Annotated in this window: 22 protein-coding genes and 1 riboswitch; all 22 genes read left to right on the plus strand. The window is 74.0% G+C overall.

What is annotated here, in order from left to right; all coding sequences use genetic code 11:
• The 22 genes from OGL89_RS11445 to OGL89_RS11550 all read left to right on the plus strand — a co-directional run bounded on the left by OGL89_RS11445 (position 1) and on the right by OGL89_RS11550 (position 21,774).
• Entirely contained in the window at positions 1–507 is a 507-nt protein-coding gene (locus tag OGL89_RS11445) for a hypothetical protein (protein ID WP_263120258.1), read from the plus strand.
• A complete protein-coding gene (gene carA, locus OGL89_RS11450; RefSeq protein WP_263120260.1) occupies positions 504–1,664 on the plus strand; it encodes a glutamine-hydrolyzing carbamoyl-phosphate synthase small subunit in 1,161 nt (386 codons plus the stop codon). Before OGL89_RS11445 ends, carA begins: the two co-directional genes overlap by 4 nt.
• Positions 1,664–4,975, plus strand: a complete 3,312-nt coding sequence (carB, locus tag OGL89_RS11455; RefSeq protein ID WP_263120262.1) for a carbamoyl-phosphate synthase large subunit — start codon at positions 1,664–1,666, stop codon at positions 4,973–4,975. The genes carA and carB overlap by 1 nt, the downstream gene beginning before the upstream one ends.
• Complete coding sequence (pyrF, locus tag OGL89_RS11460; protein WP_263120263.1) at positions 4,972–5,838, plus strand: orotidine-5'-phosphate decarboxylase; 867 nt, start codon at positions 4,972–4,974, stop codon at positions 5,836–5,838. The genes carB and pyrF overlap by 4 nt, the downstream gene beginning before the upstream one ends.
• Positions 5,839–6,063: 225 nt before the next feature.
• Positions 6,064–6,375 carry an integration host factor, actinobacterial type gene (gene mihF, locus OGL89_RS11465; RefSeq protein WP_263120264.1) on the plus strand — a complete coding sequence of 104 codons (312 nt, stop codon included), beginning with the start codon at positions 6,064–6,066 and terminating at the stop codon, positions 6,373–6,375.
• Positions 6,376–6,427: 52 nt separating this feature from the next.
• Complete coding sequence (gmk, locus tag OGL89_RS11470) at positions 6,428–7,006, plus strand: guanylate kinase (protein ID WP_263120265.1); 579 nt, start codon at positions 6,428–6,430, stop codon at positions 7,004–7,006.
• 38 nt (positions 7,007–7,044) lie between these two features.
• Positions 7,045–7,308: a DNA-directed RNA polymerase subunit omega gene (gene rpoZ / locus OGL89_RS11475; protein WP_263120266.1), complete on the plus strand. Its 264-nt coding sequence runs from the start codon at positions 7,045–7,047 to the stop codon at positions 7,306–7,308.
• Between the two features lie 7 nt (positions 7,309–7,315).
• The gene (gene coaBC / locus OGL89_RS11480) at positions 7,316–8,521 is read left to right on the plus strand and encodes a bifunctional phosphopantothenoylcysteine decarboxylase/phosphopantothenate--cysteine ligase CoaBC (RefSeq protein WP_263120268.1); all 1,206 of its coding nucleotides are present in this window, start codon (positions 7,316–7,318) and stop codon (positions 8,519–8,521) included.
• A 38-nt stretch (positions 8,522–8,559) separates the two neighbouring features.
• Positions 8,560–9,768 carry a methionine adenosyltransferase gene (metK, locus tag OGL89_RS11485; protein ID WP_263120269.1) on the plus strand — a complete coding sequence of 403 codons (1,209 nt, stop codon included), beginning with the start codon at positions 8,560–8,562 and terminating at the stop codon, positions 9,766–9,768.
• 22 nt (positions 9,769–9,790) lie between these two features.
• Positions 9,791–11,923: a primosomal protein N' gene (locus tag OGL89_RS11490; protein ID WP_263120270.1), complete on the plus strand. Its 2,133-nt coding sequence runs from the start codon at positions 9,791–9,793 to the stop codon at positions 11,921–11,923.
• Complete coding sequence (locus tag OGL89_RS11495) at positions 11,920–12,540, plus strand: HAD family phosphatase (RefSeq protein ID WP_263120271.1); 621 nt, start codon at positions 11,920–11,922, stop codon at positions 12,538–12,540. The genes OGL89_RS11490 and OGL89_RS11495 overlap by 4 nt, the downstream gene beginning before the upstream one ends.
• A gap of 9 nt (positions 12,541–12,549) precedes the next feature.
• A complete protein-coding gene (fmt, locus tag OGL89_RS11500) occupies positions 12,550–13,542 on the plus strand; it encodes a methionyl-tRNA formyltransferase (protein ID WP_263120273.1) in 993 nt (330 codons plus the stop codon).
• Positions 13,539–15,125: a transcription antitermination factor NusB gene (locus OGL89_RS11505; protein ID WP_263120275.1), complete on the plus strand. Its 1,587-nt coding sequence runs from the start codon at positions 13,539–13,541 to the stop codon at positions 15,123–15,125. The genes fmt and OGL89_RS11505 overlap by 4 nt, the downstream gene beginning before the upstream one ends.
• A gap of 19 nt (positions 15,126–15,144) precedes the next feature.
• On the plus strand, positions 15,145–15,813 hold the full coding sequence (rpe, locus tag OGL89_RS11510; protein ID WP_263120276.1) for a ribulose-phosphate 3-epimerase: 669 nt from the start codon (positions 15,145–15,147) through the stop codon (positions 15,811–15,813).
• A 38-nt stretch (positions 15,814–15,851) separates the two neighbouring features.
• A riboswitch (FMN riboswitch) is annotated at positions 15,852–15,993 on the plus strand.
• Between the two features lie 91 nt (positions 15,994–16,084).
• Positions 16,085–17,095, plus strand: coding sequence for a bifunctional diaminohydroxyphosphoribosylaminopyrimidine deaminase/5-amino-6-(5-phosphoribosylamino)uracil reductase RibD (ribD, locus tag OGL89_RS11515; RefSeq protein ID WP_263120277.1), 1,011 nt, complete (start codon positions 16,085–16,087; stop codon positions 17,093–17,095).
• Positions 17,095–17,679: a riboflavin synthase gene (locus OGL89_RS11520; protein WP_263120278.1), complete on the plus strand. Its 585-nt coding sequence runs from the start codon at positions 17,095–17,097 to the stop codon at positions 17,677–17,679. The genes ribD and OGL89_RS11520 overlap by 1 nt, the downstream gene beginning before the upstream one ends.
• Positions 17,676–18,926, plus strand: coding sequence for a 3,4-dihydroxy-2-butanone-4-phosphate synthase (gene ribB / locus OGL89_RS11525; RefSeq protein ID WP_263120280.1), 1,251 nt, complete (start codon positions 17,676–17,678; stop codon positions 18,924–18,926). Before OGL89_RS11520 ends, ribB begins: the two co-directional genes overlap by 4 nt.
• Positions 18,923–19,390, plus strand: a complete 468-nt coding sequence (gene ribH, locus OGL89_RS11530) for a 6,7-dimethyl-8-ribityllumazine synthase (RefSeq protein WP_263120281.1) — start codon at positions 18,923–18,925, stop codon at positions 19,388–19,390. Before ribB ends, ribH begins: the two co-directional genes overlap by 4 nt.
• Positions 19,387–20,079 (plus strand): nicotinamide riboside transporter PnuC, encoded by a 693-nt coding sequence (pnuC, locus tag OGL89_RS11535; RefSeq protein ID WP_263120283.1) that lies wholly within the window; start codon positions 19,387–19,389, stop codon positions 20,077–20,079. Before ribH ends, pnuC begins: the two co-directional genes overlap by 4 nt.
• Before the next feature lie 26 nt (positions 20,080–20,105).
• A complete protein-coding gene (locus tag OGL89_RS11540; protein ID WP_169165429.1) occupies positions 20,106–20,369 on the plus strand; it encodes a phosphoribosyl-ATP diphosphatase in 264 nt (87 codons plus the stop codon).
• 36 nt (positions 20,370–20,405) lie between these two features.
• Positions 20,406–21,254 (plus strand): ATP phosphoribosyltransferase, encoded by an 849-nt coding sequence (hisG, locus tag OGL89_RS11545; RefSeq protein WP_263120285.1) that lies wholly within the window; start codon positions 20,406–20,408, stop codon positions 21,252–21,254.
• Between the two features lie 19 nt (positions 21,255–21,273).
• Positions 21,274–21,774, plus strand: coding sequence for a PH domain-containing protein (locus OGL89_RS11550; protein WP_263120287.1), 501 nt, complete (start codon positions 21,274–21,276; stop codon positions 21,772–21,774).
• Positions 21,775–21,942 lie beyond the last annotated feature (168 nt).

Below are 21,942 nucleotides of genomic sequence, written 5' to 3' on the forward strand. Positions count from 1 at the left end.
ATGCCCCCGGCACTGTCGGTGACGCTGCTCTGCGTCCTCGGCGCCGCGCTGCTGGTGCTGATGGTGGTCGGTTGGCGACGGCGGGTCCGCGCGACCTCCGACGTCCCGGCGCCGCCCGCCGTCCCCTCGGAGCTCGGCGAGCCCCGCACCGAGGAACTGGCCGGGACCTACGTGTCCACCACCCGCTCCGGCGACTGGCTGGACCGGATCGCGGCGCACGGCCTGGGCGTCCGCTCGGTGCTGGTCGTCCGGGTCTGGGACACCGGGGTCGAGCTGCGACGACGAGGGGCGCCGGACGTCTTCCTGCCCCGGGCGGATCTGCTCGCGGTGGGCACGTCCGGCGGCATGGCCGGGAAGGTGGTCGGGGGCGAGGGCCTCACGATCCTGACCTGGCAGCACGAGGCGCACCGGCTGGACACCGGCCTGCGACTGCGCCACCCGGCCGACGCGCTCGTGCTGCGCGAGGCCGTCACGAGCTTGATGGAACACACGGAGGAGACACGATGACGGACGCACTGCTGGTCCTGGAGGACGGGCGGACGTTCACCGGCGAGGCCTACGGGGCCACCGGCGAGACCCTCGGCGAGATCGTCTTCAACACCGGCATGACCGGGTACCAGGAGACGTTGACCGACCCCAGCTACCACCGACAGATCGTCGTGATGACCGCGCCGCACATCGGCAACACCGGCATCAACGACGAGGACGCCGAGTCGGGGCGGATCTGGGTGTCCGGCTACGTGGTGCGCGACCCTGCCCGGCGCGCGTCCAACTGGCGCTCCGACCGCTCGCTGGACGAGGAGCTCACCGCGCAGGACGTGGTCGGGATCAGCGGGATCGACACCCGCGCCCTGACCCGGCATCTGCGCGAGCGCGGCGTGATGCGCGCCGCGATCATCTCCGGCGAGGCGCTGCTGGACGGCTCCGGCCGTGCCCGCACCACCGAGGACCTGGTCGACTTCGTCCGGGAGTCGCCGCAGATGTCCGGCGCCGACCTGGCCGGTGAGGTCTCCACCCCGGAGGCCTACGTGGTCCCGGCGCAGGGCGAGGCCGTGGCCCGGGTGGCCGCGATCGACCTGGGCATCAAGGCGATGACCCCGCAGCGGCTGGCCGAGCGCGGCATCGAGGTGCACGTGCTGCCCGCGATGTCGACCATCGAGGACGTGCTCGCGGTCTCCCCGGACGGGGTGTTCTTCTCCAACGGGCCGGGTGACCCCGGGGCCGCCACGCACGAGATCGAGCTGCTGCGCGCCGTGCTGGACCGGCGGATCCCGTTCTTCGGCATCTGCTACGGCAACCAGCTGCTCGGCCGTGCGCTCGGCTACGGCACCTACAAGCTGGGTTACGGACACCGCGGCGTGAACCAGCCCGTGCTGGACCGGCACACCGGCAAGGTGGAGATCACCGCGCACAACCACGGCTTCGCGGTGGACGCCCCGGTCGACGCCGAGTCGGTCGCCCCGCACGACGGGGGCCGCTACGGCCGGGTCGAGGTGTCGCACATCGACCTGAACGACAACGTGGTCGAGGGGCTGAACGCGCTGGACCTGCCCGCGTTCAGCGTCCAGTACCACCCGGAGGCCGCCGCGGGCCCGCACGACGCCGGCTACCTCTTCGACCGCTTCCTGACCCTGATGACCACCACCGAAGGGACGGACGCCTGATGCCGCGCCGCACCGACATCCAGTCCGTCCTGGTCATCGGCTCCGGCCCGATCGTGATCGGCCAGGCCTGCGAGTTCGACTACTCCGGCACCCAGGCGTGCCGGGTGCTCAAGGAGGAGGGCCTGCGGGTCGTCCTGGTCAACTCGAACCCGGCGACGATCATGACCGACCCGGAGTTCGCCGACGCCACCTACGTCGAGCCGATCACCACCGAGGTGCTGACCACCATCATCGCCAAGGAGCGCCCGGACGCGATCCTGCCCACCCTGGGCGGCCAGACCGCGCTGAACGCGGCGATCGCGCTGGACGAGGCGGGTGTGCTGGAGCAGTACGACGTCGAGCTGATCGGCGCGAACATCCCGGCGATCCAGAAGGGCGAGGACCGGGAGCAGTTCAAGCAGGTGGTCGAGGTCTGCGGTGGCGAGTCCGCGCGGTCCGCGATCATCCACACCATCGACGAGGCCTTGGTCGCGGTCCAGGACCTGGGGTACCCGGTCGTCGTCCGGCCGTCCTTCACCATGGGCGGTCTGGGCTCCGGCATCGCCTACGACGAGGCCGATCTGCGCCGGATCGCCGGACAGGGCCTGCACTACTCGCCGACCACCGAGGTGCTCCTGGAGGAGTCGATCCTCGGCTGGAAGGAGTACGAGCTCGAGCTGATGCGGGACAAGCACGACAACGTCGTGGTGGTCTGCTCGATCGAGAACGTGGACCCGGTCGGCGTGCACACCGGCGACAGCGTGACCGTCGCCCCGGCGCTCACGCTCACCGACCGGGAGTACCAGAAGCTCAGGGACATCGGCATCGCGGTCATCCGCGAGGTCGGCGTGGACACCGGCGGCTGCAACATCCAGTTCGCGGTCGACCCGCGCACCGGCCGGATCATCGTGATCGAGATGAACCCGCGGGTGTCCCGGTCCTCGGCGCTGGCCTCCAAGGCGACCGGCTTCCCGATCGCCAAGATCGCGGCCCGCCTGGCGGTCGGCTACACCCTGGACGAGATCCCGAACGACATCACCGGCTCCACCCCGGCGTCCTTCGAGCCGACGCTGGACTACGTGGTGGTCAAGGTGCCGCGGTTCGCCTTCGAGAAGTTCCCGGCCGCCGACCCCACGCTGACCACCACCATGAAGTCGGTCGGCGAGGCGATGGCCCTGGGCCGCAACTTCACCGAGGCGCTGGGCAAGGCGCTGCGGTCGATCGACAAGAAGGGCACGAACTTCCACTGGGAGGGCGAGGCTCTGGCCGGCGACGCGCTGGACGCCCTGACGGCCACGATCGACCACCCGACCGAGCACCGCCTGGTCGACGTGCAGCAGGTGCTGCGTGCCGGGGTGGGAGTGGACGAGGTCTACGAGATCACCGGCATCGACCCGTGGTTCCTGGACCAGATCCAGCTGATGAACGAGGTCGCCGCGGAGGTCGCCGCTGCCCCCGAGCTGAACCGTTCGGTGCTGGCCCGGGCCAAGCGGCACGGGCTGTCCGACGCCCAGATCGCGTCGCTGCGCGGGATGAGCGAGGACGTGGCCCGCGAGGTCCGGCACGCGCTCGGGCTGCGCCCGGTGTTCAAGACCGTGGACACCTGCGCGGCCGAGTTCGCGGCCAGCACGCCGTACCACTACTCGTCCTACGACGAGGAGACCGAGGTCGCCCCGCGCGAGCGCCCGGCGGTGCTGATCCTGGGCTCCGGCCCGAACCGGATCGGCCAGGGCATCGAGTTCGACTACTCCTGCGTGCATGCCGCGCTGGCGTTGAAGGACCGGTTCGAGACCGTGATGGTCAACTGCAACCCGGAGACGGTCTCCACCGACTACGACACCGCAGACCGGCTGTACTTCGAGCCGCTGACCTTCGAGGACGTGCTGGAGGTGTACGAGGCCGAGCGGGCCGCCGGTCCGGTGGCCGGGCTCATCGTGCAGCTCGGCGGCCAGACCCCGCTGTCGCTGGCCCAGCGGCTCGCGGACGCCGGTCTGCCGATCCTGGGCACCAGCCCGGAGGCGATCGACGCCGCGGAGGACCGTGGCGTGTTCGGCGGCGTGCTGGCCGAGGCGGGGCTGCCCGCACCGGCCTTCGGCACCGCGACCACGCTGGCCGCCGCGAAGGCCACCGCCGAGCGGATCGGGTACCCGGTGCTGGTCCGGCCGTCCTACGTGCTCGGTGGCCGCGGGATGGAGATCGTCTACTCCGCGGAGCAGCTGACCGAGTACGTCGAGCGGGCGCTGGCCGACGCCGCGGGCTCCGGCCGGGCGCATATGCCCCCGCTGCTGATCGACCGCTTCCTGGACGACGCGATCGAGATCGACGTGGACGCGCTCTACGACGGCACCGAGCTGTTCCTCGGCGGCGTGATGGAGCACATCGAGGAGGCCGGCATCCACTCCGGCGACTCGGCCTGCGTGCTGCCGCCGATCACGCTGTCCGCCGCCGAGCTGGAGCGGATCCGGGTGTCCACCGAGGCGATCGCCCGGGGCGTCGGGGTGCGCGGACTGCTCAACATCCAGTTCGCGCTGGCCTCCGACGTGCTCTACGTCCTGGAGGCCAACCCGCGGGCGTCCCGCACGGTGCCCTTCGTCTCCAAGGCGACCGGCGTCCCGCTGGCCAAGGCCGCCGCCCTGGTCATGACCGGCTCGACGATCGCCGAGCTGCGCGGGTCCGGCGTGCTGCCGGCCACCGACGCCCGGGTGGTCGACCTGGACGCGCCGATCGCGGTCAAGGAGGCCGTGCTGCCGTTCAAGCGGTTCCGCACCGCCGACGGCACGGCGGTCGACACCGTGCTCGGCCCGGAGATGCGGTCCACCGGCGAGGTGATGGGCTTCGACTCCGACTTCCCGACCGCGTTCGCCAAGTCGCAGTCCGCGGCCTTCGGCGGCCTGCCCACCGGTGGCACCGTGTTCATCTCGGTGGCGGACCGGGACAAGCGCTCGATCGTGTTCCCGGTCAAGCGGCTGTCCGAGCTCGGCTTCGAGATCCTGGCCACCGAGGGCACGGCCGCCGTGCTGAAGCGCAGCGGCATCGATTCGACCGTGGTGCGCAAGCACTCCGCGGGCCGGGGATCGGCGGGGGAGCCCACCATCGTCGACCTGATCGCCGCGGGCGACGTCGACATGGTGGTCAACACCCCGTCCGGCCAGGGCGCCCGCGCCGACGGCTACGAGATCCGCGCGGCCACGACCGCCGCCGACAAGGCGATCGTGACCACGGTGCAGCAGCTGTCCGCCGCGGTGCAGGCCATCGAGGCGGCCCGCTCCGGCCCGTTCCGGGTGGCGTCGCTGCAGGAGCACGACGCCGCACGGCTGGCGGCGGCGCTGTGACCAGCGGTGCCTTCGGCGCCCGGCTGTCGGCGGCGATGGACCGGCACGGCCCGCTGTGCGTGGGCATCGACCCGCACGCGTCGCTGCTGGCCGACTGGGGCCTGACCGACGACGTCACCGGGCTGCGCACCTTCGCGCTGACCGTGCTGGAGGCGGTCGCCGGACGCGTGGCGGCGGTCAAACCGCAGAGCGCGTTCTTCGAGCGGCACGGGTCGGCCGGGCTGGCCGTGCTGGAGGAGGTGGTCGCCGCAGGCCGGGAGACCGGCACGCTGGTGATCGTCGACGCCAAACGGGGGGACATCGGCTCCACGATGGGTGCCTACGCGGACGCCTTCCTGCGCGACGGCTCGCCGCTCGCCGGGGATGCGCTCACCGTGTCGCCCTACCTGGGGTTCGGTTCCCTGGCCCCCGCGGTCCGGGCCGCCGAGTCCTCCGGTCGCGGGCTGTTCGTGCTGGCGCTCACCTCCAATCCGGAGGGGCCCGCCGTGCAGCACGCCCGGGACGCCGACGGGATCGCGGTCGCGGACCGGATCGCGCGCGAGGCCGCGGCGTTGAACGCGGCGGAGGTGGCCGGATCCGGTGCACGGCTGGGGTCCGTCGGGCTCGTGGTCGGCGCCACCATCGGGGACGCGGCCGCCCGGCTGGGTGTCGACCTGGCGGCCGTGCGCGGGCCGCTGCTGGCCCCCGGGGTCGGTGCTCAGGGTGCCGGTCCGGCGGAGCTCGCGGCGGTGTTCGGCGCGGCCCGGGCGCACGTGCTGGCCTCGTCCTCGCGCGGGGTGCTGGCGGCCGGACCGTCGGTGACGGAGCTGCGCCGGGCGGCCGAGCTGGCCTCGGCCGAGGCGTCCCGGGCGCTGCGGGACTGACCGGATCGACGGGCGGGGGACGGTCCGTCCGGGCCGTCCCCCGCCCGCGCCCCCGCGGCGCACCGGTCTCACCTGCACCGGCGCACCCGAATCGCCGGGCGTTGTGACGTGCCACACCGCGCAATGCGTGCCACTATCGACCGATGAGGCCGTCCGGCGCCGCCCGGTCGGGGGTGAACGACCGGTCTCATGTGATGTCCCGCAGACGATGAGAAGGTGACTGACGTGGCACTTCCGACTCTCACTCCCGAGCAGCGCGCCGCAGCCCTCGAGAAGGCAGCGGCGGCCCGCCAGGCCCGAGCCGAGGTCAAGAACAAGCTCAAGTACGCGCAGGGCAAGCTCTCCGACGTGATCGCGCAGGGCCAGAAGGACGAGGTCATCGGCAAGCTCAAGGTGCTCGCCCTGCTCGAGTCGCTCCCCGGAGTCGGTAAGGTCAAGGCGCGCCAGATCATCTCCGAGATCGGCATCTCGGAGACTCGGCGTGTGCGTGGCCTCGGCCCGCACCAGGTGAAGGCCCTGGTCGACCGCTTCGGGTGAGTCGCGCCGGCGCCGGACCCCCCGTTCGCGCCGCACGAATCAGGAGCACCCCATGACCCGACCCCACGCCCGGCTGACCGTCCTGGCCGGACCGACTGCCGTGGGCAAGGGCACCGTCTCCGCCGATCTGCGGGCCCGTTATCCGCAGGTGTGGCTCTCGGTCTCCGCGACGACGCGCAGCCCGCGACCCGGTGAGGTGGACGGGGTGCACTACCACTTCGTGTCGCCCGACGAGTTCGACGCCATGGAGGCCCGTGGCGAGATGCTGGAGACGGCGCTCGTGCACGGCCGCAACCGCTACGGCACCCCCCGGCGGCCGGTCGAGGAACGACTGGCCGCCGGGGAGCCCGCGCTGCTGGAGATCGACCTCCAGGGGGCGCGGAAGGTCCGGCAGAGCATGCCGGATGCGCAGTTCGTCTTCCTCGCGCCGCCGTCCTTCGACGAGCTGGTCCGTCGCCTGGTCGGTCGTGGCACCGAGGACGAGGAGGAACGGGAGCGCCGACTGGCCACCGCGCGGGTGGAGCTGGCCGCCGAGTCCGAGTTCGACCACGTGATCGTCAACGACGACGTGCGACGCGCCACCGACGAGCTGGTGTCGCTGATGGGGCTGCCGCTTGCGCCGACCGAGTAGACTGCTCGGCGAATCCTGTCTCGATGTTGGGGAGAACCGTGTCCGGAACCGTCGCCGAGCCCATCGGCATCACCGACCCGCCGATCGATCGCCTGCTGGAGCGTTCCGACTCCAAGTACGCGCTGGTCATCTACTCGGCCAAGCGGGCGCGGCAGATCAACGCCTACTACGCGCAGCTGAACGAGGGTCTGCTCGAGTACGTCGGCCCGCTGGTGGAGACCCGCCCGCAGGAGAAGCCGCTGTCGATCGCCATGCGTGAGATCGACGCCGGTCTGCTGACCGCCCAGCACCCCGAGGCCTGAGCGCCTCATGCGCATCGTCCTCGGTGTGGCCGGGGGGATCGCGGCCTACAAGGCCGCCCTGGTCCTCCGACTGCTCACCGAGGCCGGACACGACGTCCGCGTCGTCCCGACCCGTGCCGCCTTGGAGTTCGTGGGCCGTGCGACCTGGGAGGCCCTCTCGGGTCACCCGGTGAGCACCGAGGTGTTCGAGGACGTCGCGGACGTCCCTCATGTCCGGCTCGGCCGGGAGGCCGAGCTGCTGATCGTCGCCCCCGCCACCGCGGACCTGCTGGCCCGCGCGACCCACGGCCGTGCGGACGACCTGTTGACCGCGACCCTGCTCACCGCCACCTGCCCGGTGGTGATGGCCCCGGCGATGCACACCGAGATGTGGCTGCACGCCGCCACCCGCGCGAACGTCGCGACGTTGCGCGCGCGGGGTGTGCACGTGATCGATCCCGACTCCGGCCGGCTGACGGGTGCGGACACCGGTCCCGGTCGGCTGCCGGAGCCCGAGGCGATCGTGGCCGCGGCCCTCGCGACGGTCGAGACCGGGGGAGTGCGCGACCTGGCCGGCCGCCGGGTGGTGATCTCCGCCGGCGGCACCCGGGAACCGCTGGACCCGGTCCGCTTCCTGGGCAACCGCTCCTCCGGGAAGCAGGGCGTGGCGCTGGCCCGGGCCGCCTGGGCGCGGGGCGCCGAGGTGACGCTGATCGGGGCGAACCTCACGGTGCCCGCCCCGGCTGGTGTGCGGCTGGTCCCGGTCGGCTCGACCACGGAGCTGCGCGAGGCGGTCCGAGCGGCGGCCGTCGACGCGGATGTGGTGGTGATGGCCGCGGCGGTCGCCGACTTCCGGCCCGCCGCGCATGCCGCGCACAAGATCAAGAAGCGCCCGGACGGCACCGTGGCCCCGGTGGAGCTGGTGCAGAACCCGGACATCCTCGCCGAGCTGGCGGCGGACCGGCCACGTCCGGGACAGGTCGTGGTGGGCTTCGCCGCGGAGACCGGCGACGAGCACGGCGACGTGCTGCACCACGGACGGGAGAAGGCCCGCCGCAAGGGCGCCGACCTGCTCGCGGTGAACGCGGTCGGCGACGGCCTGGGCTTCGGCACCGCGGAGAACTCGGTCGTCCTGCTGGACGCCCACGGCACCGAGGTCGGCGCCGCGACCGGCAGCAAGGACGTGGTCGCCCACGCGATCTGGGACGCCGTGGTGAGCCGAACGGCCGAGTGAGGACCGCAGCGGCCCGGGGATTGGTTAGCCTGTCGCCCATGACCGATGCTGCGATGCGCCTGTTCACGTCCGAATCAGTGACCGAGGGTCACCCGGACAAGATCTGTGACCAGATTTCCGACGCGATCCTGGACGCGATGCTGGAACAGGACCCCGGTGCCCGGGTGGCCGTGGAGACCATGGTCACGACCGGCCTGGTGCACGTCGCCGGTGAGGTGACCACCAGCGCCTACGTCGAGATCCCGCAGATCATCCGGGACGTGGTGCGCGGGATCGGCTACACCTCCTCCGACATCGGCTTCGACGGCGACTCCTGCGGGGTGTCCGTCTCGATCGGCCAGCAGTCCCCGGACATCGCCCAGGGCGTCGACAAGGCGCTGGAGGCCCGGCAGGACGCCGGCGACCTGGACCCGCTCGACCTGCAGGGCGCCGGAGACCAGGGCCTGATGTTCGGCTACGCCAGCGACGACACCCCCAGCCTGCTGCCGCTGCCGATCTGGCTCTCCCACCGGCTCGCCGAGCGCCTGACCCAGGTGCGCAAGGAAGGGATCGTCCCCGGCCTGCGCCCCGACGGCAAGACCCAGGTCACCGTGGCCTACGACGGCGACCGGGCGGTGAAGATCGACACCATCGTGCTGTCCACCCAGCACGACCCCGACGTCCGGCTGGAGGACCAGCTGGTGCCCGCGATCGCCGAGCACGTGGTCAAGCCCGTGCTGGAGGCCGCGAACCTGGACCTGGACACCTCCGACTTCCGGCTGCTGGTCAACCCGACCGGCACCTTCGTGGTCGGTGGTCCGCAGGGTGACGCCGGCCTGACCGGTCGGAAGATCATCGTGGACACCTACGGCGGCATGGCCCGGCACGGTGGCGGCGCGTTCTCCGGCAAGGACCCGTCGAAGGTGGACCGTTCCGCCGCCTACGCGATGCGCTGGGTCGCCAAGAACGTGGTCGCCGCCGGACTGGCCAAGCGGTGCGAGGTCCAGATCGCCTACGCGATCGGCAAGGCCCAGCCGGTCGGTCTGTACGTGGAGACCTTCGGCACCGGCACCGTGTCCGACGAGCAGCTGACCGCCGCGATCCGTGAGGTCTTCGACCTGCGTCCGGCCGCGATCATCCGCGACCTGGACCTGCTGCGGCCGGTGTACCGCAAGACCGCGGCCTACGGTCACTTCGGCCGTGACCTGGCGGAGTTCACCTGGGAGCAGACCGACCGGGTCGACGCGCTGCGCGCCGCCATCGGCTGATCGAGGAACGGAGCGCGGCTGCGTGAGCGACGGCCCTCGGGTGGAGCAACCCACCCTCGCCGGCCTGTCGGCTCCGCAGCCGCGTCGCCGTGCCCGGGCCCGGGACGTCGAGGTCGAGGCCGCGGCGGAGCTGCCGGTGGCGCGGGTGGCGGTGGAACTGTCACCGCCGCACCTGGACCGGAGCTTCGAGTACCTGGTCCCGGCCACGCTGGACGCCGCGGCGACGCCCGGGGTCCGGGTGAAGGTCCGGTTCGGCGGCCAGGACGTGGACGGCTACCTGCTGGAGCGGGTCGCCGAACCCGAGCACGACGGCGCGCTCACCCCGCTGCGCCGGGTGGTGTCCGCCGAGCCGGTGCTGACCCCCGCCGTCGGCCGGTTGGCCCGCGCGGTGGCGGACCACTACGCGGGCACCCTGCCGGACGTGCTCCGCCTCGCGGTGCCGCCCCGGCACGCCCGGACCGAGGGGGAGGTGCCCCGGTCCGTCGGCGCGGACGTCGAGCCCGCCGACCCCCGGCCGACCGCGGTCGCCTGGACGCCCTACCGCGGCGGCCCCGCGTTCCTCAGCCACCTGAGCGCGGGCGGTTCGCCCCGTGCCGCCTGGGTCGCGCTGCCGGGCCCGGCCGGTGAGAGCTGGGCGGAGGCGATCGCCGAGGCCGTCGTCGCGACACTGGTCAGTGGTCGGGGCGCGCTGGTCGTGGTGCCGGACGCGCGGGATGTCGACCGGGTGTGCGCCGCGCTGGACGCCGCCGGCGTCCCCGCCTGGGACCCGACGCGGCCGGACAGCACCTACGTCCGCCTGATGGCCGACGAGGGGCCCTCCCGGCGGTACCGTGCGTTCCTCGCGGTGTTGCGTGGACTGGCCCGGGTGGTCGTCGGCACCCGCGCGGCGGCCTTCGCGCCGGTGCGGGACCTGGGCCTGGCGGTGTGCTGGGACGACGGGGACGACCTGCACGCGGAGCCGCGTGCTCCGTACCCGCACGTCCGGGAGGTGCTGGGGCTGCGCGCCGAGCTGGAGGAGGCCGGACTGCTGCTGGCCGCGCACGGCCGGTCGGTGGAGACGCAGGCACTGGTCGCGTCGGGCTGGGTGCGTGAGGTGGCCGCCGACCGGGCCGAGGTGCGCCGGCGCACGCCCCGGGTGCGGGCGCTGACCAGCGTGGAACTGGCCCGCGAGGGCCCGGCGGCCGCCGCCCGGCTGCCCGCTCCCGCCTGGCGGACGATCCGCGAGCGCCTGGCCGACGGTCCGGTGCTGGTCCAGGTGCCACGGGCCGGGTATCTGCCCGCCGTGGCCTGCGCCCGCTGTCGCTCGGTCGCGCGCTGCACCGCCTGCCACGGGCCGCTGCAGCTCGGCGCGGCCCAGGCGACCGCCCAGTGCGGGTGGTGCGGGCGGCTGGCCACCGACTGGCGGTGCGACCACTGCGGGCACGGGGCGTTCCGCTCGGTGTCGGTCGGTTCGGACCGCACCGCGGAGGAACTGGGCCGGGCCTTTCCCGGTGTGACGGTCCGGACCTCGGGGGCAAGGTCGGCCACCGGTGTGCTGGCCGAGGTCCCGGGCCGGCCCGCCCTGGTGGTCTGCACCATCGGCGCCGAACCGGTCGCGGTCGGCGGGTACGCGGCGGCGGTGCTGCTGGACGCCGCGGTGAGCACCGGGTCGACCTCGCTGCGGGCCACCGAGGAGGCGCTGCGGCGCTGGCTGGCCGCCGCCGCCCTGGTGCGGTCCGACGGCCAGGTGCTCCTGGTCGGTGACGGCGCGGAGCGACCGACCCAGGCCCTGGTGCGCTGGGATCCGGCGGGGCTCGCGGCCCGGGAGCTGGAGGAACGGTCCGAGGTCGGGCTGCCCCCGGCGGTGCGGGTGGCCGAGCTCGTCGGCGAACGGGGTGCGGTGCGTCAGGTGCTCGGCCGGGTGCCGCTGCCCACCGGGGGGGATGTGCTCGGGCCGGTGCCGGTGCAGGACGCGCCGGAGCCCCTGGCGGAGGGGCCGGTGCAGCTCACGCTCGCCGGGTCGGAGGACGAGGTCGTGGTCCGGGCCCTGGTCCGGGTGCCGGTCGGCGCGGGTCGCGAGCTGGCGCGGGCGCTGGGAGCCTCGATGGCGGTGCGCAGTGCCCGTCGTGAGCTGGGGGCGGTGCGGGTACGACTCGATCCACGGGAGATGCTGTGACGGCGGTGCTGTTCGACCTGGGCAACGTGCTGGTGCGCTGGGACCCGCGCGCCGCCTTCGCCGGGAACTGGTCGGAGACGGAGGTGGACGAGTTCCTGAGGGCGGTCGACTTCCCGGCGCTGAACCTGGCGCAGGACGCCGGCCGGCCTTGGGCCCAGGCCCGGGAGACGATCGCCGATCCCGGTCACCGCGCGATGCTCGACCACTACGTGACGCACTTCGACCGCGCGCTGCCGGGACCGGTGCCCGGGTCGGCCGCCGTGGTCGAGGAACTGATCGCCGCGGGGGTGAGGGTGTACGGCTTGACCAACTGGTCGGCGGAGACCTTCCACCACGCGGTGCCCGCCGCACCCGCGATCGGCCGGCTGGCGGAGGTGGTGGTGTCCGGGCGAGAAGGCCTGGTGAAGCCCGATCCGCGGATCTTCGCGCTGGCCGCGCAGCGATTCGGGCTGCGTCCGGCCTCGACCGTGTTCGTCGACGACAGCCCCCGGAACGTCGAGGCGGCCGCGGGCGCGGGCTACGACGCGGTGCTGTTCAGCGACGCGGGCGCGTTGCGCGGGGCACTGGTGGCCCGTGGACTGCTGCCCGGTGCGGCCGACGGGTCCGACGCGCCCTAGGATCGTCCGGTGCGCCTGATCTTCGCCGGAACGCCCGCGGTGGCGCTTCCGTCCCTGGAAGCCCTGCTCGCCTCGCGGCACGAGGTGGTGGCCGTGATCACCCGACCCGCCGCCCGTGCCGGCCGGGGCCGGTCGTTGCGACCCAGCCCGGTCGCCGAGCGCGCCGTCGCGGAGGGCATCGAGGTGCTCACCCCGGCCAGCCCGCGCGAGCTCGACTTCCAGGCCCGGCTGCGCGAGCTCGCGCCGGACGCGGTGCCGGTGGTCGCCTACGGCGCCCTGGTGCCGGCCGAGCTGCTGTCCCTGCCCGCGCACGGCTGGATCAACCTGCACTTCTCCGTCCTGCCCGCCTGGCGCGGCGCGGCACCGGTGCAGTACGCCGTGATGGCCGGGGACGAGGTCACCGGCGCGAGCACCTTCCTGCTGGAGAAGGGGCTGGACACCGGTCCGGTGTTCGGCACCCTGACCGAGACCATCCGGCAGCGGGACACCGCCGGTGACCTGCTGGAACGGCTGTCGGTCGCCGGGGCGGAGCTGTTGGTCCGCACCCTGGACGCGCTGGAGGAGGGCATCCTGACCCCGGTGCCACAGCCGACCGACGGCATCAGCCTCGCGCCGTCCCTCACGGTCGAGGACGCCCGGGTGCGCTGGACCCATCCGGCACTGGCCGTGGACCGGCGGATCCGTGGCTGCACCCCTGCCCCCGGCGCCTGGACCAGCCTGCCCGACGGTGCGCGGCTCGGGCTCGGACCGGTCGCCCTCGCGCCGGAGGTCGTCGACCTGGCGCCGGGGGAGCTGCGGGTCGGACGCCGGGACGTGCTGGTCGGTACGGCGTCGCACGCGGTGCGGCTCGGTGAGGTCCGCCCGGCGGGCAAGAAGACGATGGACGCCGCCGACTGGGCGCGCGGGGCACGGCTGACGGAGCCGGTGCTGCTCGGGTCGACGGACCGCGCGGATGCCGCGGCCGGGTCCGGCGACGACGCCGGCGTGGGGGCGCAGGCATGAGCGGCGGGGGAGCTCCGGGCGGATCGAGTCAGGGCGGACCCGGGCACCGCGGATCCGATCAGGCCGGATCGGGCCAGGGTGGACTCGGGCGCGGCGGTCGCGGCGGGCAGGACGACCGGCGTGCTCAGGGCGGCGGGCGTCGCGGTCCCCGGCAGCGCACCGCCGCCGCGCCGTCCCAGCGCCGCCGGAACACCGACCCGGCCCGCGCGGTGGCCTTCGACGTGCTGCGCGCGGTGGCCGACTCCGACGCGTACGCGAACCTGGTCCTGCCGCCGCTGCTGCGCGAGCGCGGGATCACCGGCCGGGACGCGGGCTTCGCCACCGAGCTGGCCTACGGCACCCTGCGTCTGCGCGGCCGCTACGACGCGGTGATCGCGCAGGGGGCCGGGCGGGACCCGGCGTCCATCGACCCGCCGGTGCTGGACGCGCTGCGGCTGGGCGCGCACCAGGTGCTCGGCATGCGGGTGCCGGCTCACGCAGCAGCCTCGGAGACGGTCGGCCTGGTCCGGGAGCGGTCCGGTGCCGGGGCGGCGCAGTTCGCCAACGCCGTCATGCGGCGGATCACTGAACGGGACACCGGCGAGTGGCTCGGCGTGATCGGCGACGCGGCGGGCGAGGACCCGGTGGCCCGGCTGGCCGTGACCGAGTCGCACCCGGCCTGGGTGACCCGGGCCCTGCGCGAGGCGCTGCTCGGCCACGGCCGCGGCGCCGACGAGCTGACCGAGCTGCTGCGCGCGGACAACACCGCTCCGCGGGTGACGCTGGTCGCGCGGCCGGGCCTGACCGACCGGGACGACCTGCTGGATCAGGCCGGTCCGGGCGCCGAGCCGGGCCGGTACGCGCCCACCGCGGTCACCCTGGCGGGCGGTGACCCGGCGGCGCTGCGCCTGATCCGGGCGGGTCGCGCCGGGGTGCAGGACGAGGGCAGTCAGCTGGTGGCGCTGGCCCTGGCCGAGACGCCGCTCGACGGGCCGGACGGCCGGTGGCTCGACCTCTGCGCGGGCCCGGGCGGGAAGGCGGCCCTGTTGGCGGCGCTCGCCTCGACCCGCGGCGCCCGGCTGGTCGCCAACGAGGTGCAGCCGCACCGTGCCCGACTGGTCGAGCAGGCGCTGGTCGCGGTCCCGGCGGACGCCGTCGAGGAGGTCCGCACCGGCGACGGGCGGAGCATCGGCGCGGACGAGCCGGGCGGCTACGACCGGGTGCTGCTGGACGCCCCCTGCACCGGACTGGGCGCCCTGCGCCGACGGCCCGAGTCCCGGTGGCGGCGGACCCCCGCGGACCTGGCGGCGCTGACCGCCCTGCAGCGCGACCTGCTGGCCAGCGCCCTGCGCGCCGTCCGCGTCGGCGGCGTGGTCGGCTACGTGACCTGCTCGCCGGTGCTGGCCGAGACCAGGTTGGCGGTGCTGGACGCGGTGCGTGCCGCGACGAAGGCCGGGATCGGGGTCGAGACACTGGACGCCCCCGCGGCGCTGCACCGGATCGCTCCGGACCTGGAGCTGCCGGAGCGACCGGACGCGCAGCTGTGGCCGCACGTGCACGGGACGGACGCGATGCACCTGACCCTGCTGCGCCGGGTGGCCTGAGCGTCGCTACGCTGACGGGATGCGCGCTCTGATCAGCCCCAGCATCCTGTCCGCCGACTTCACCAACCTGGAGCGGGACCTGCATCGGATCGCCCGTGCCGACTACGCGCACGTGGACGTGATGGACAACCACTTCGTGCCGAACCTGACCCTCGGCCTGCCCGTGGTCAAGCGGATCGCCGAGGTGTCGCCGGTACCGATCGACGTGCACCTCATGATCGAGGACGCCGACCGGTGGGCGCTGGACTACGCGCAGGCCGGTGCCGCCTCGGTGACCTTCCACGCCGAGGCCACCCAGGCGCCGGTGAAGCTGGCCCGGGAGCTGCGCGCGGCCGGGGTGCGGGCGTCGGTCGCGCTGCGGCCCGCGACGCCGGTGGAGCCGTTCCTGGACCTGCTCGGCGAGTTCGACATGGTGCTGGTGATGACCGTGGAGCCGGGCTTCGGCGGGCAGTCGTTCATCGAGGGCACGTTGCCCAAGGTGCGCAGGCTGCGGGCGTCGATCACCGAGCAGGGGCTGGACACCTGGATCCAGGTCGACGGCGGGGTCGCACGGTCGACGGTGGCGACCGTGGCCGAGGCCGGGGCCAACGTGCTGGTCGCCGGGTCCGCCGTGTACGGCGCGGCGGACGTGGCCGCGGAGATCGACGCGCTGCGGGCCCTGGCGGACGACGCACTGGGCGCGCACTGAGGTTCAGCCGGCTGTGGCACCATGGTGCCCAGTAACGAGCACGTGCTCCGGGGTCGGTGAAAATCCGAGCCGGCGGTGAGAGTCCGCGACCCGTGTCGGACCGAGGGAACTCGGGGCGGTGCGGTTGATCCGGTGGAATTCCGGGACCGACGGTCAAAGTCCGGATGGGAGGAGTCGTGCCGGTGTGCGCCCGCAGGGGTGTGCACCGGGGCTGCGCACACCCGTGCGCCCGCCCGGCCTACCCCGGAGCCAGGACGACCGGGAGGCACGGGTGACGACGTTCAGCACCGACGAGGCCGCGATGGCTCGCGCCCTGGAACTGGCGTTGCGCGTCCCGGCCGCCGGCCCGAACCCCCGGGTGGGCTGCGTGCTGCTGCGCGACGGCCGGGTGATCGGCGAGGGCTGGCACCGCGGAGCGGGCACCGCCCACGCGGAGGTCGACGCCCTGTCCGGGGTGGACGCCGTCGGCGCGACGGCGGTGGTGACCCTGGAGCCGTGCGCCCACACCGGGCGCACCGGTCCGTGCGCCCGGGCGCTGATCGACGCCGGGGTGGCTCGGGTGGTGATCGCGGTCGCCGATCCGAACCCGGTCGCCGGGGGAGGTGCGGAGCTGCTGCGCGCCGCCGGGGTCGAGGTGGTCACCGGGGTCGGCACCGCGGCGGTGCGGCGGATGCTGGAGCCGTGGCTGGTCGCGGTGGGGCGGGGACGCCCGTTCGTCACCCTGAAGCTGGCCACCACGCTGGACGGGCGGGTGGCCGCCGCGGACGGCAGCAGCCGCTGGATCACCTCGCCGGAGTCGCGGGCCCATGCGCACGCCCTGCGCGCGGAGGTGGACGCGCTGCTGGTCGGCACCGGGACCGCACTGATCGACCGGCCGTCGCTGACCGCGCGGGACGCCGACGGCGCGCTCGGTCCCCGTCAGCCGCTGCGGGTGGTGCTCGGCGACCGGGAGGCGCCGCTGCCGGAGCCCGGCGGCGACGTGGTCCGGGTGCCCGGGCACGATCCCGCGACCGCACTCGCCGTCCTGGCCGCGCGGGAGGTCCGGCACGTGCTGGTCGAGGGCGGCCCCACGGTGTCGGCGGCCTTCCTGCGGGCCGGGCTGGTCGACCGGGTGCTGGCCTATGTCGCGCCGGTGCTGCTCGGTGCGGGGCGGTCGGCGGTCGAGGACCTGGGGATCGCCACCCTGGTCGACGGGGTGCGCCTGCGCACCGAGGACGTGCTCCGGCTCGGGCCGGATGTGCTGCTGATCGCCCGGGCGGGCGACGGCGAGGAGGAGGACTGATGTTCACCGGGATCGTGGAGGAGGTCGGCGTCGTGCTGGCCTCGGGCGACGGCGGTCTGCGGATCCGCGGGCCGCTCGCCGCGTCCGACGCGGGGCACGGCGACTCGATCGCGGTCAGCGGCGTCTGCCTGACCGTGACCGACCTGCCGGGGGACGGCAGCTTCGCCGTCGACGTCATGCCGGAGACGCTGCGCCGGACCGCGCTGGGCGGGCTGCGCACCGGGGATCCGGTGAACCTGGAACGGTCGTTGCGTGCCGACGCCCGGTTGGGCGGTCACGTGGTGCAGGGCCACGTCGACGGAGTCGGCACCGTGCTGAGCCGCCACCCCGGCGAGCGCTGGGACACGGTCCGGGTCGGCCTGGACCGGGAGCTGGCCCGGTTCGTGGCGGAGAAGGGCGCGATCACGGTCTCCGGGGTGTCGCTGACCGTCACCGCGGTCGGCGACGACTGGTTCGAGGTCGGGCTGATCCCCACCACGCTGGCCGAGACCACGCTGGGCACCCTCGCGGTCGGCGCGCCGGTGAACCTGGAGGTCGACGTGCTGGCCAAGTACGTGGCCCGGTTGCTGGAGACCGGGCGATGAGCCTCGGGACCGTGGAGCAGGCGCTGGACGCGCTGCGCGCCGGGCGACCGGTGCTGGTCGCCGACAACCCCGACCGGGAGAACGAGGCCGACGTCATCCTGGCCGCGGAGCTGGCGACGCCGGAGTGGGTCGCCTGGACCGTCCGGCACTCCTCCGGCTACCTGTGCGCCCCGATGCCCGCCGAGCGCGCGGACGCGTTGCAGCTGCCGCTGATGGTGCCGTCCAGCCAGGATCCCCGCCGTACCGCGTACACGGTCACCGTGGACGCGGCCACCGGCGTCACCACCGGGATCAGCGCGGCCGACCGGACCCGGACCCTGCACGTGCTGGCCGAGCCCGGCAGCGGTGCCGACGACCTGATCCGGCCCGGGCACGTCCTGCCGCTGCGCGCGGTGCCGGGGGGCGTGCTGCACCGCGCCGGGCACACCGAGGCCGCGGTGGACCTGTGCCGGCTCGCCGGTCTGGCGCCGGTCGCCGCCATCGCCGAGCTGGTGCACGACGACGGCACGATGATGCGACTGCCGGACACCCTGGAGCTGGCCGAGCGGGAGGGCCTGGTGGTGCTGACCATCAGCGACCTGATCGCCTGGCGCACGGCGCACGAGGACCTGCCCGGGCTCGCCGATCCCGAGCTCGCACCGCGGGTGCACCGCACCGCGGAGGCCACCCTGCCGACCCGGCACGGGGACTTCCGGATCCTCGGGTACCGGGACCTGCGCACCGGCGCCGAGCACGCCGCGCTGGTCGCCGCCGGGGGACTGGCCGAGCGGCCGGTGGTCCGGGTGCACTCCGAATGCCTGACCGGCGACGCCTTCGCCTCCACCCGTTGCGACTGCGGACCGCAGCTGGACGAGGCGCTGGCCACCGCCGCGGCGGAGGGCGGTGCGGTGATCTACCTGCGCGGGCACGAAGGGCGGGGGATCGGGCTGCTCGGCAAGATCGCCGCCTACGCCCTGCAGGACACCGGCCGGGACACGGTCGAGGCGAACCTCGACCTGGGCTGGCCGGCCGACCGCCGGGAGTACGGCGCCGCCGCCGCGATCCTCGCCGACCTGGGTGCGGACCACATCACGCTGCTGACCAACAACCCGGCCAAGGTCGCCGGGCTGACCGCCCACGGGGTGCACGTCGCCGGCGTCCGGGGCATCGAGGTGGGCCGCACCCCCCAGAACGAGGCCTATCTGCGGACCAAGGCGCGGGCGATGGGCCACCTGCTGCCCGGACTGAACGAGGAGACCGAACGATGAGTGGAGCCGGAGCGCCGTCCCTGACCGTGGACGGACGAGGACTGCGGGTGGTGGTGATCGCGGCCAGCTGGCACACGACGGTGATGGACGGCCTGCTCGCCGGGGCCCGACGCGCACTGACCGAGGCCGGTGTCGACCGGGTGACCGTGATCCGGGTCCCGGGCAGCTTCGAGCTGCCGGTCGCCGCCGCCCGGGCCGCCCGGTCCGGGGTGGACGCCGTCGTGGCGCTGGGTGTGGTGATCCGGGGCGGGACGCCGCACTTCGACTACGTCTGCCAGGCGGCGGCCTCCGGCCTCACCGAGGTGGCGGTGAGCACCGGTGTGCCGGTGGGCTTCGGCCTGCTGACCTGCGATGACGAGGCGCAGGCGCTGGACCGTGCCGGGCTTCCCGGCTCCCACGAGGACAAGGGCGCGGAGGCCGCCGAGGCCGCGGTGGCCACCGTCGTCGCGCTGCGTGCGCTGTGAGCGTGTTCACCTGGTTGTTCGACGCCCAGCTGGTGATCGCCGGGCACGCGGTGCTCTGGCGCGAGGTGATCGGGAACCTGTTCGGCCTGGCCTCCGCGCTGGGCGGGATGCGGCGCAAGGTCTGGGCCTGGCCGGTGGGCATCGTCGGGAACGTGCTGCTGTTCACCGTCTTCCTGGGCGGGGTGTTCCACACCCCGCAGGACCGGGACCTGTACGGCCAGGCCGGCCGGCAGGTGTTCTTCGTGGCGGTGGCGGTCTACGGCTGGGTGCGCTGGCGTCGGGCGCAGCGCTCGGGGGTCGACGGCGGACCCGCGCCCGCGGTCGTGCCACGGTGGGCCGGGGTGCGCGGCTGGATCCAGATCGGCCTGATCGGCGTGATCGGCACCGTGGTGTTCGCCCTGGTGTTCCGCGCGCTCGGGTCCTGGGGGCCGTGGGCGGACGCGTGGATCTTCGTCGGGAGCTTCCTGGCGACCTACGGCATGGCCCGGGGCTGGATCGAGTTCTGGCTGATCTGGATCGCGGTGGACGCGGTCGGCGTGCCGTTGCTGCTGTCGGCGGGCTACTACCCGTCCGCCGTGCTCTACCTGGTCTACGCCGGGGTCGTGATCACCGGGTTCGTGGTCTGGTGGCGGGCGCGTGGAGAGGGCCAGCCGCAACAGGTCACCGCGGCGGGCGGTGTCGAGGGGTGATCGGCGAACCGTCTACGCTGGCTCGCGTGAAGACCTTCGACTCGCTGTTCGCAGAGCTGTCCGACAAGGCGATCACCCGGCCCGAGGGCTCGGGGACCGTGCGGGAGCTGGACGCCGGGGTCCATGCGATCGGCAAGAAGATCGTGGAGGAGGCGGCCGAGGTCTGGATGGCGGCCGAGCACGAGGGGGACGAGCGCACCGCGGAGGAGATCTCCCAGCTGCTCTACCACCTGCAGGTGCTCATGGTCGCCCAGGGACTGACCCTGGACGACGTCTACGCCCACCTCTGATCGTCACCACCCCCTTCCCGAGACAGGACCCCACCCGTGCTGAAGATCGCCGTCCCCAACAAGGGCTCGCTCTCCGAGCCCGCCGCCGCCATGCTGTCCGAGGCGGGCTACCGCCAGCGCCGCGACTCCCGCGAGCTGGTGCTGCCCGACCCGGACAACGGCGTCGAGTTCTTCTTCCTGCGTCCCCGTGACATCGCCGTGTACGTCGGCACCGGCACCGTGGACGTGGGCGTCACTGGCCGTGACCTGCTGCTGGACTCGGAGTCGCCGGCCGTCGAGCACCTGCGGCTCGGCTTCGCCCGCTCGACCTTCCGGTTCGCCACCCAGGCCGGGACCCTGTCCGACGTGCAGCAGGTGGCGGGCCGCCGGGTCGCCACCTCCTACCCGGTGCTGGTCACCGACTACCTGCGCGGCCAGGGTGTCGAGCCCGCCGAGGTGGTCCGGCTGGACGGTGCCGTCGAGACCGCGATCCGGCTCGGCGTGGCCGACGTGATCGCGGACGTGGTCGAGACCGGCACCACGCTGCGTGCCGCCGGTCTGGAGGTCTTCGGCGATCCGATCCTGAAGTCCGAGGCCGTGCTGATCCGCCGCGCCGAGGGCGAGGAGCCCGCCGGTCTGGACGTGCTGACCCGCCGGATCCAGGGCGTGCTCACCGCCCGCGAGTACGTGCTGATGGACTACGACGTGCCGGTGTCCCTGGTGGACCAGGCCGTCGCGATCACGCCGGGTCTGGAGTCCCCGACCGTCTCCCCGCTGCACAACGGCGAGTGGGCCGCGGTCCGTGCGATGGTCCGCCGCGCCGAGACCAACCGGGTGATGGACGCGCTCTACGACCTGGGCGCGCGCGCGATCCTGGTCACCTCCATCCACGCCTGCCGACTCTGATCCGGACCGGGGGCGACGGGTGACGGGTGGGCCGGAGCGGCCGGACGGCAGCGGTGCGGACCGGGGTTCGCCCGCCGCGCTGACCGCTGTCTTCCGGCCGCGGGCCGCGCGGTGGGTGTCGGGCACCCTCGCCGTCCTGGTCACGCTCGGCACCGCCCTGCTGCTGTTCCTGCTGCCCGGGACCGGGCTGAGCGGTTACGGGATCCTGGACCGGTCCGGCTTCGTGCTGCTCGGGGCCGGGATCGTCTGGTTCTGCTGGCGTCAGGCCACGGTGCGGGCGACCCCGGTGCCCGGCGGCCTGCGGGTACGGAACCTCGCGACCACCCGCACCGTCGGCTGGGCCTCGATCGTGTCGATCCGCTTCGGCCAGGGCCGCCCCTGGGTCCAGCTGGACCTGTCCGACGGGGACACACTCGCGGTGATGGGGATCCAACGCGCGGACGGCGCCTTCGCCGACGCCGAGGCCCGCCGCCTCGCGACCCTCGTCGCCCACCGGACCCGTACATCTCGCGACGACTGACGCGCACCCGCGCGCGTCCCTACCGTCGCCGAGAAGCCATGTCGCGTCGGACAAACCGCCCGGTCAACGACACAGAGTGGCTTCTCGGCGGGATCGGCTCTGGTGCGTGGGTGGCGGGAGTGTGTTGTCGCGGAGAGGTCGGTTCCGGTGGGACACCTCGGGGCCGGA

Source organism: Cellulomonas sp. RIT-PI-Y (assembly GCF_025642745.1).
GTDB lineage: Bacteria > Actinomycetota > Actinomycetes > Actinomycetales > Cellulomonadaceae > Cellulomonas.

Excerpts from the sequence above, each read along its gene's own strand:
- OGL89_RS11445 (WP_263120258.1), top strand. The coding sequence starts at position 1 with ATGCCCCCGGCACTGTCGGTGACGCTGCTCTGCGTCCTCGGCGCCGCG.
- carA (WP_263120260.1), top strand. The coding sequence starts at position 504 with ATGACGGACGCACTGCTGGTCCTGGAGGACGGGCGGACGTTCACCGGC.
- ribH (WP_263120281.1), top strand. The coding sequence starts at position 18,923 with ATGAGTGGAGCCGGAGCGCCGTCCCTGACCGTGGACGGACGAGGACTG.
- coaBC (WP_263120268.1), top strand. The coding sequence starts at position 7,316 with ATGCGCATCGTCCTCGGTGTGGCCGGGGGGATCGCGGCCTACAAGGCC.
- gmk (WP_263120265.1), top strand. The coding sequence starts at position 6,428 with ATGACCCGACCCCACGCCCGGCTGACCGTCCTGGCCGGACCGACTGCC.
- OGL89_RS11505 (WP_263120275.1), top strand. The coding sequence starts at position 13,539 with ATGAGCGGCGGGGGAGCTCCGGGCGGATCGAGTCAGGGCGGACCCGGG.
- rpe (WP_263120276.1), top strand. The coding sequence starts at position 15,145 with ATGCGCGCTCTGATCAGCCCCAGCATCCTGTCCGCCGACTTCACCAAC.
- carB (WP_263120262.1), top strand. The coding sequence starts at position 1,664 with ATGCCGCGCCGCACCGACATCCAGTCCGTCCTGGTCATCGGCTCCGGC.
- ribB (WP_263120280.1), top strand. The coding sequence starts at position 17,676 with ATGAGCCTCGGGACCGTGGAGCAGGCGCTGGACGCGCTGCGCGCCGGG.
- OGL89_RS11520 (WP_263120278.1), top strand. The coding sequence starts at position 17,095 with ATGTTCACCGGGATCGTGGAGGAGGTCGGCGTCGTGCTGGCCTCGGGC.
- metK (WP_263120269.1), top strand. The coding sequence starts at position 8,560 with ATGACCGATGCTGCGATGCGCCTGTTCACGTCCGAATCAGTGACCGAG.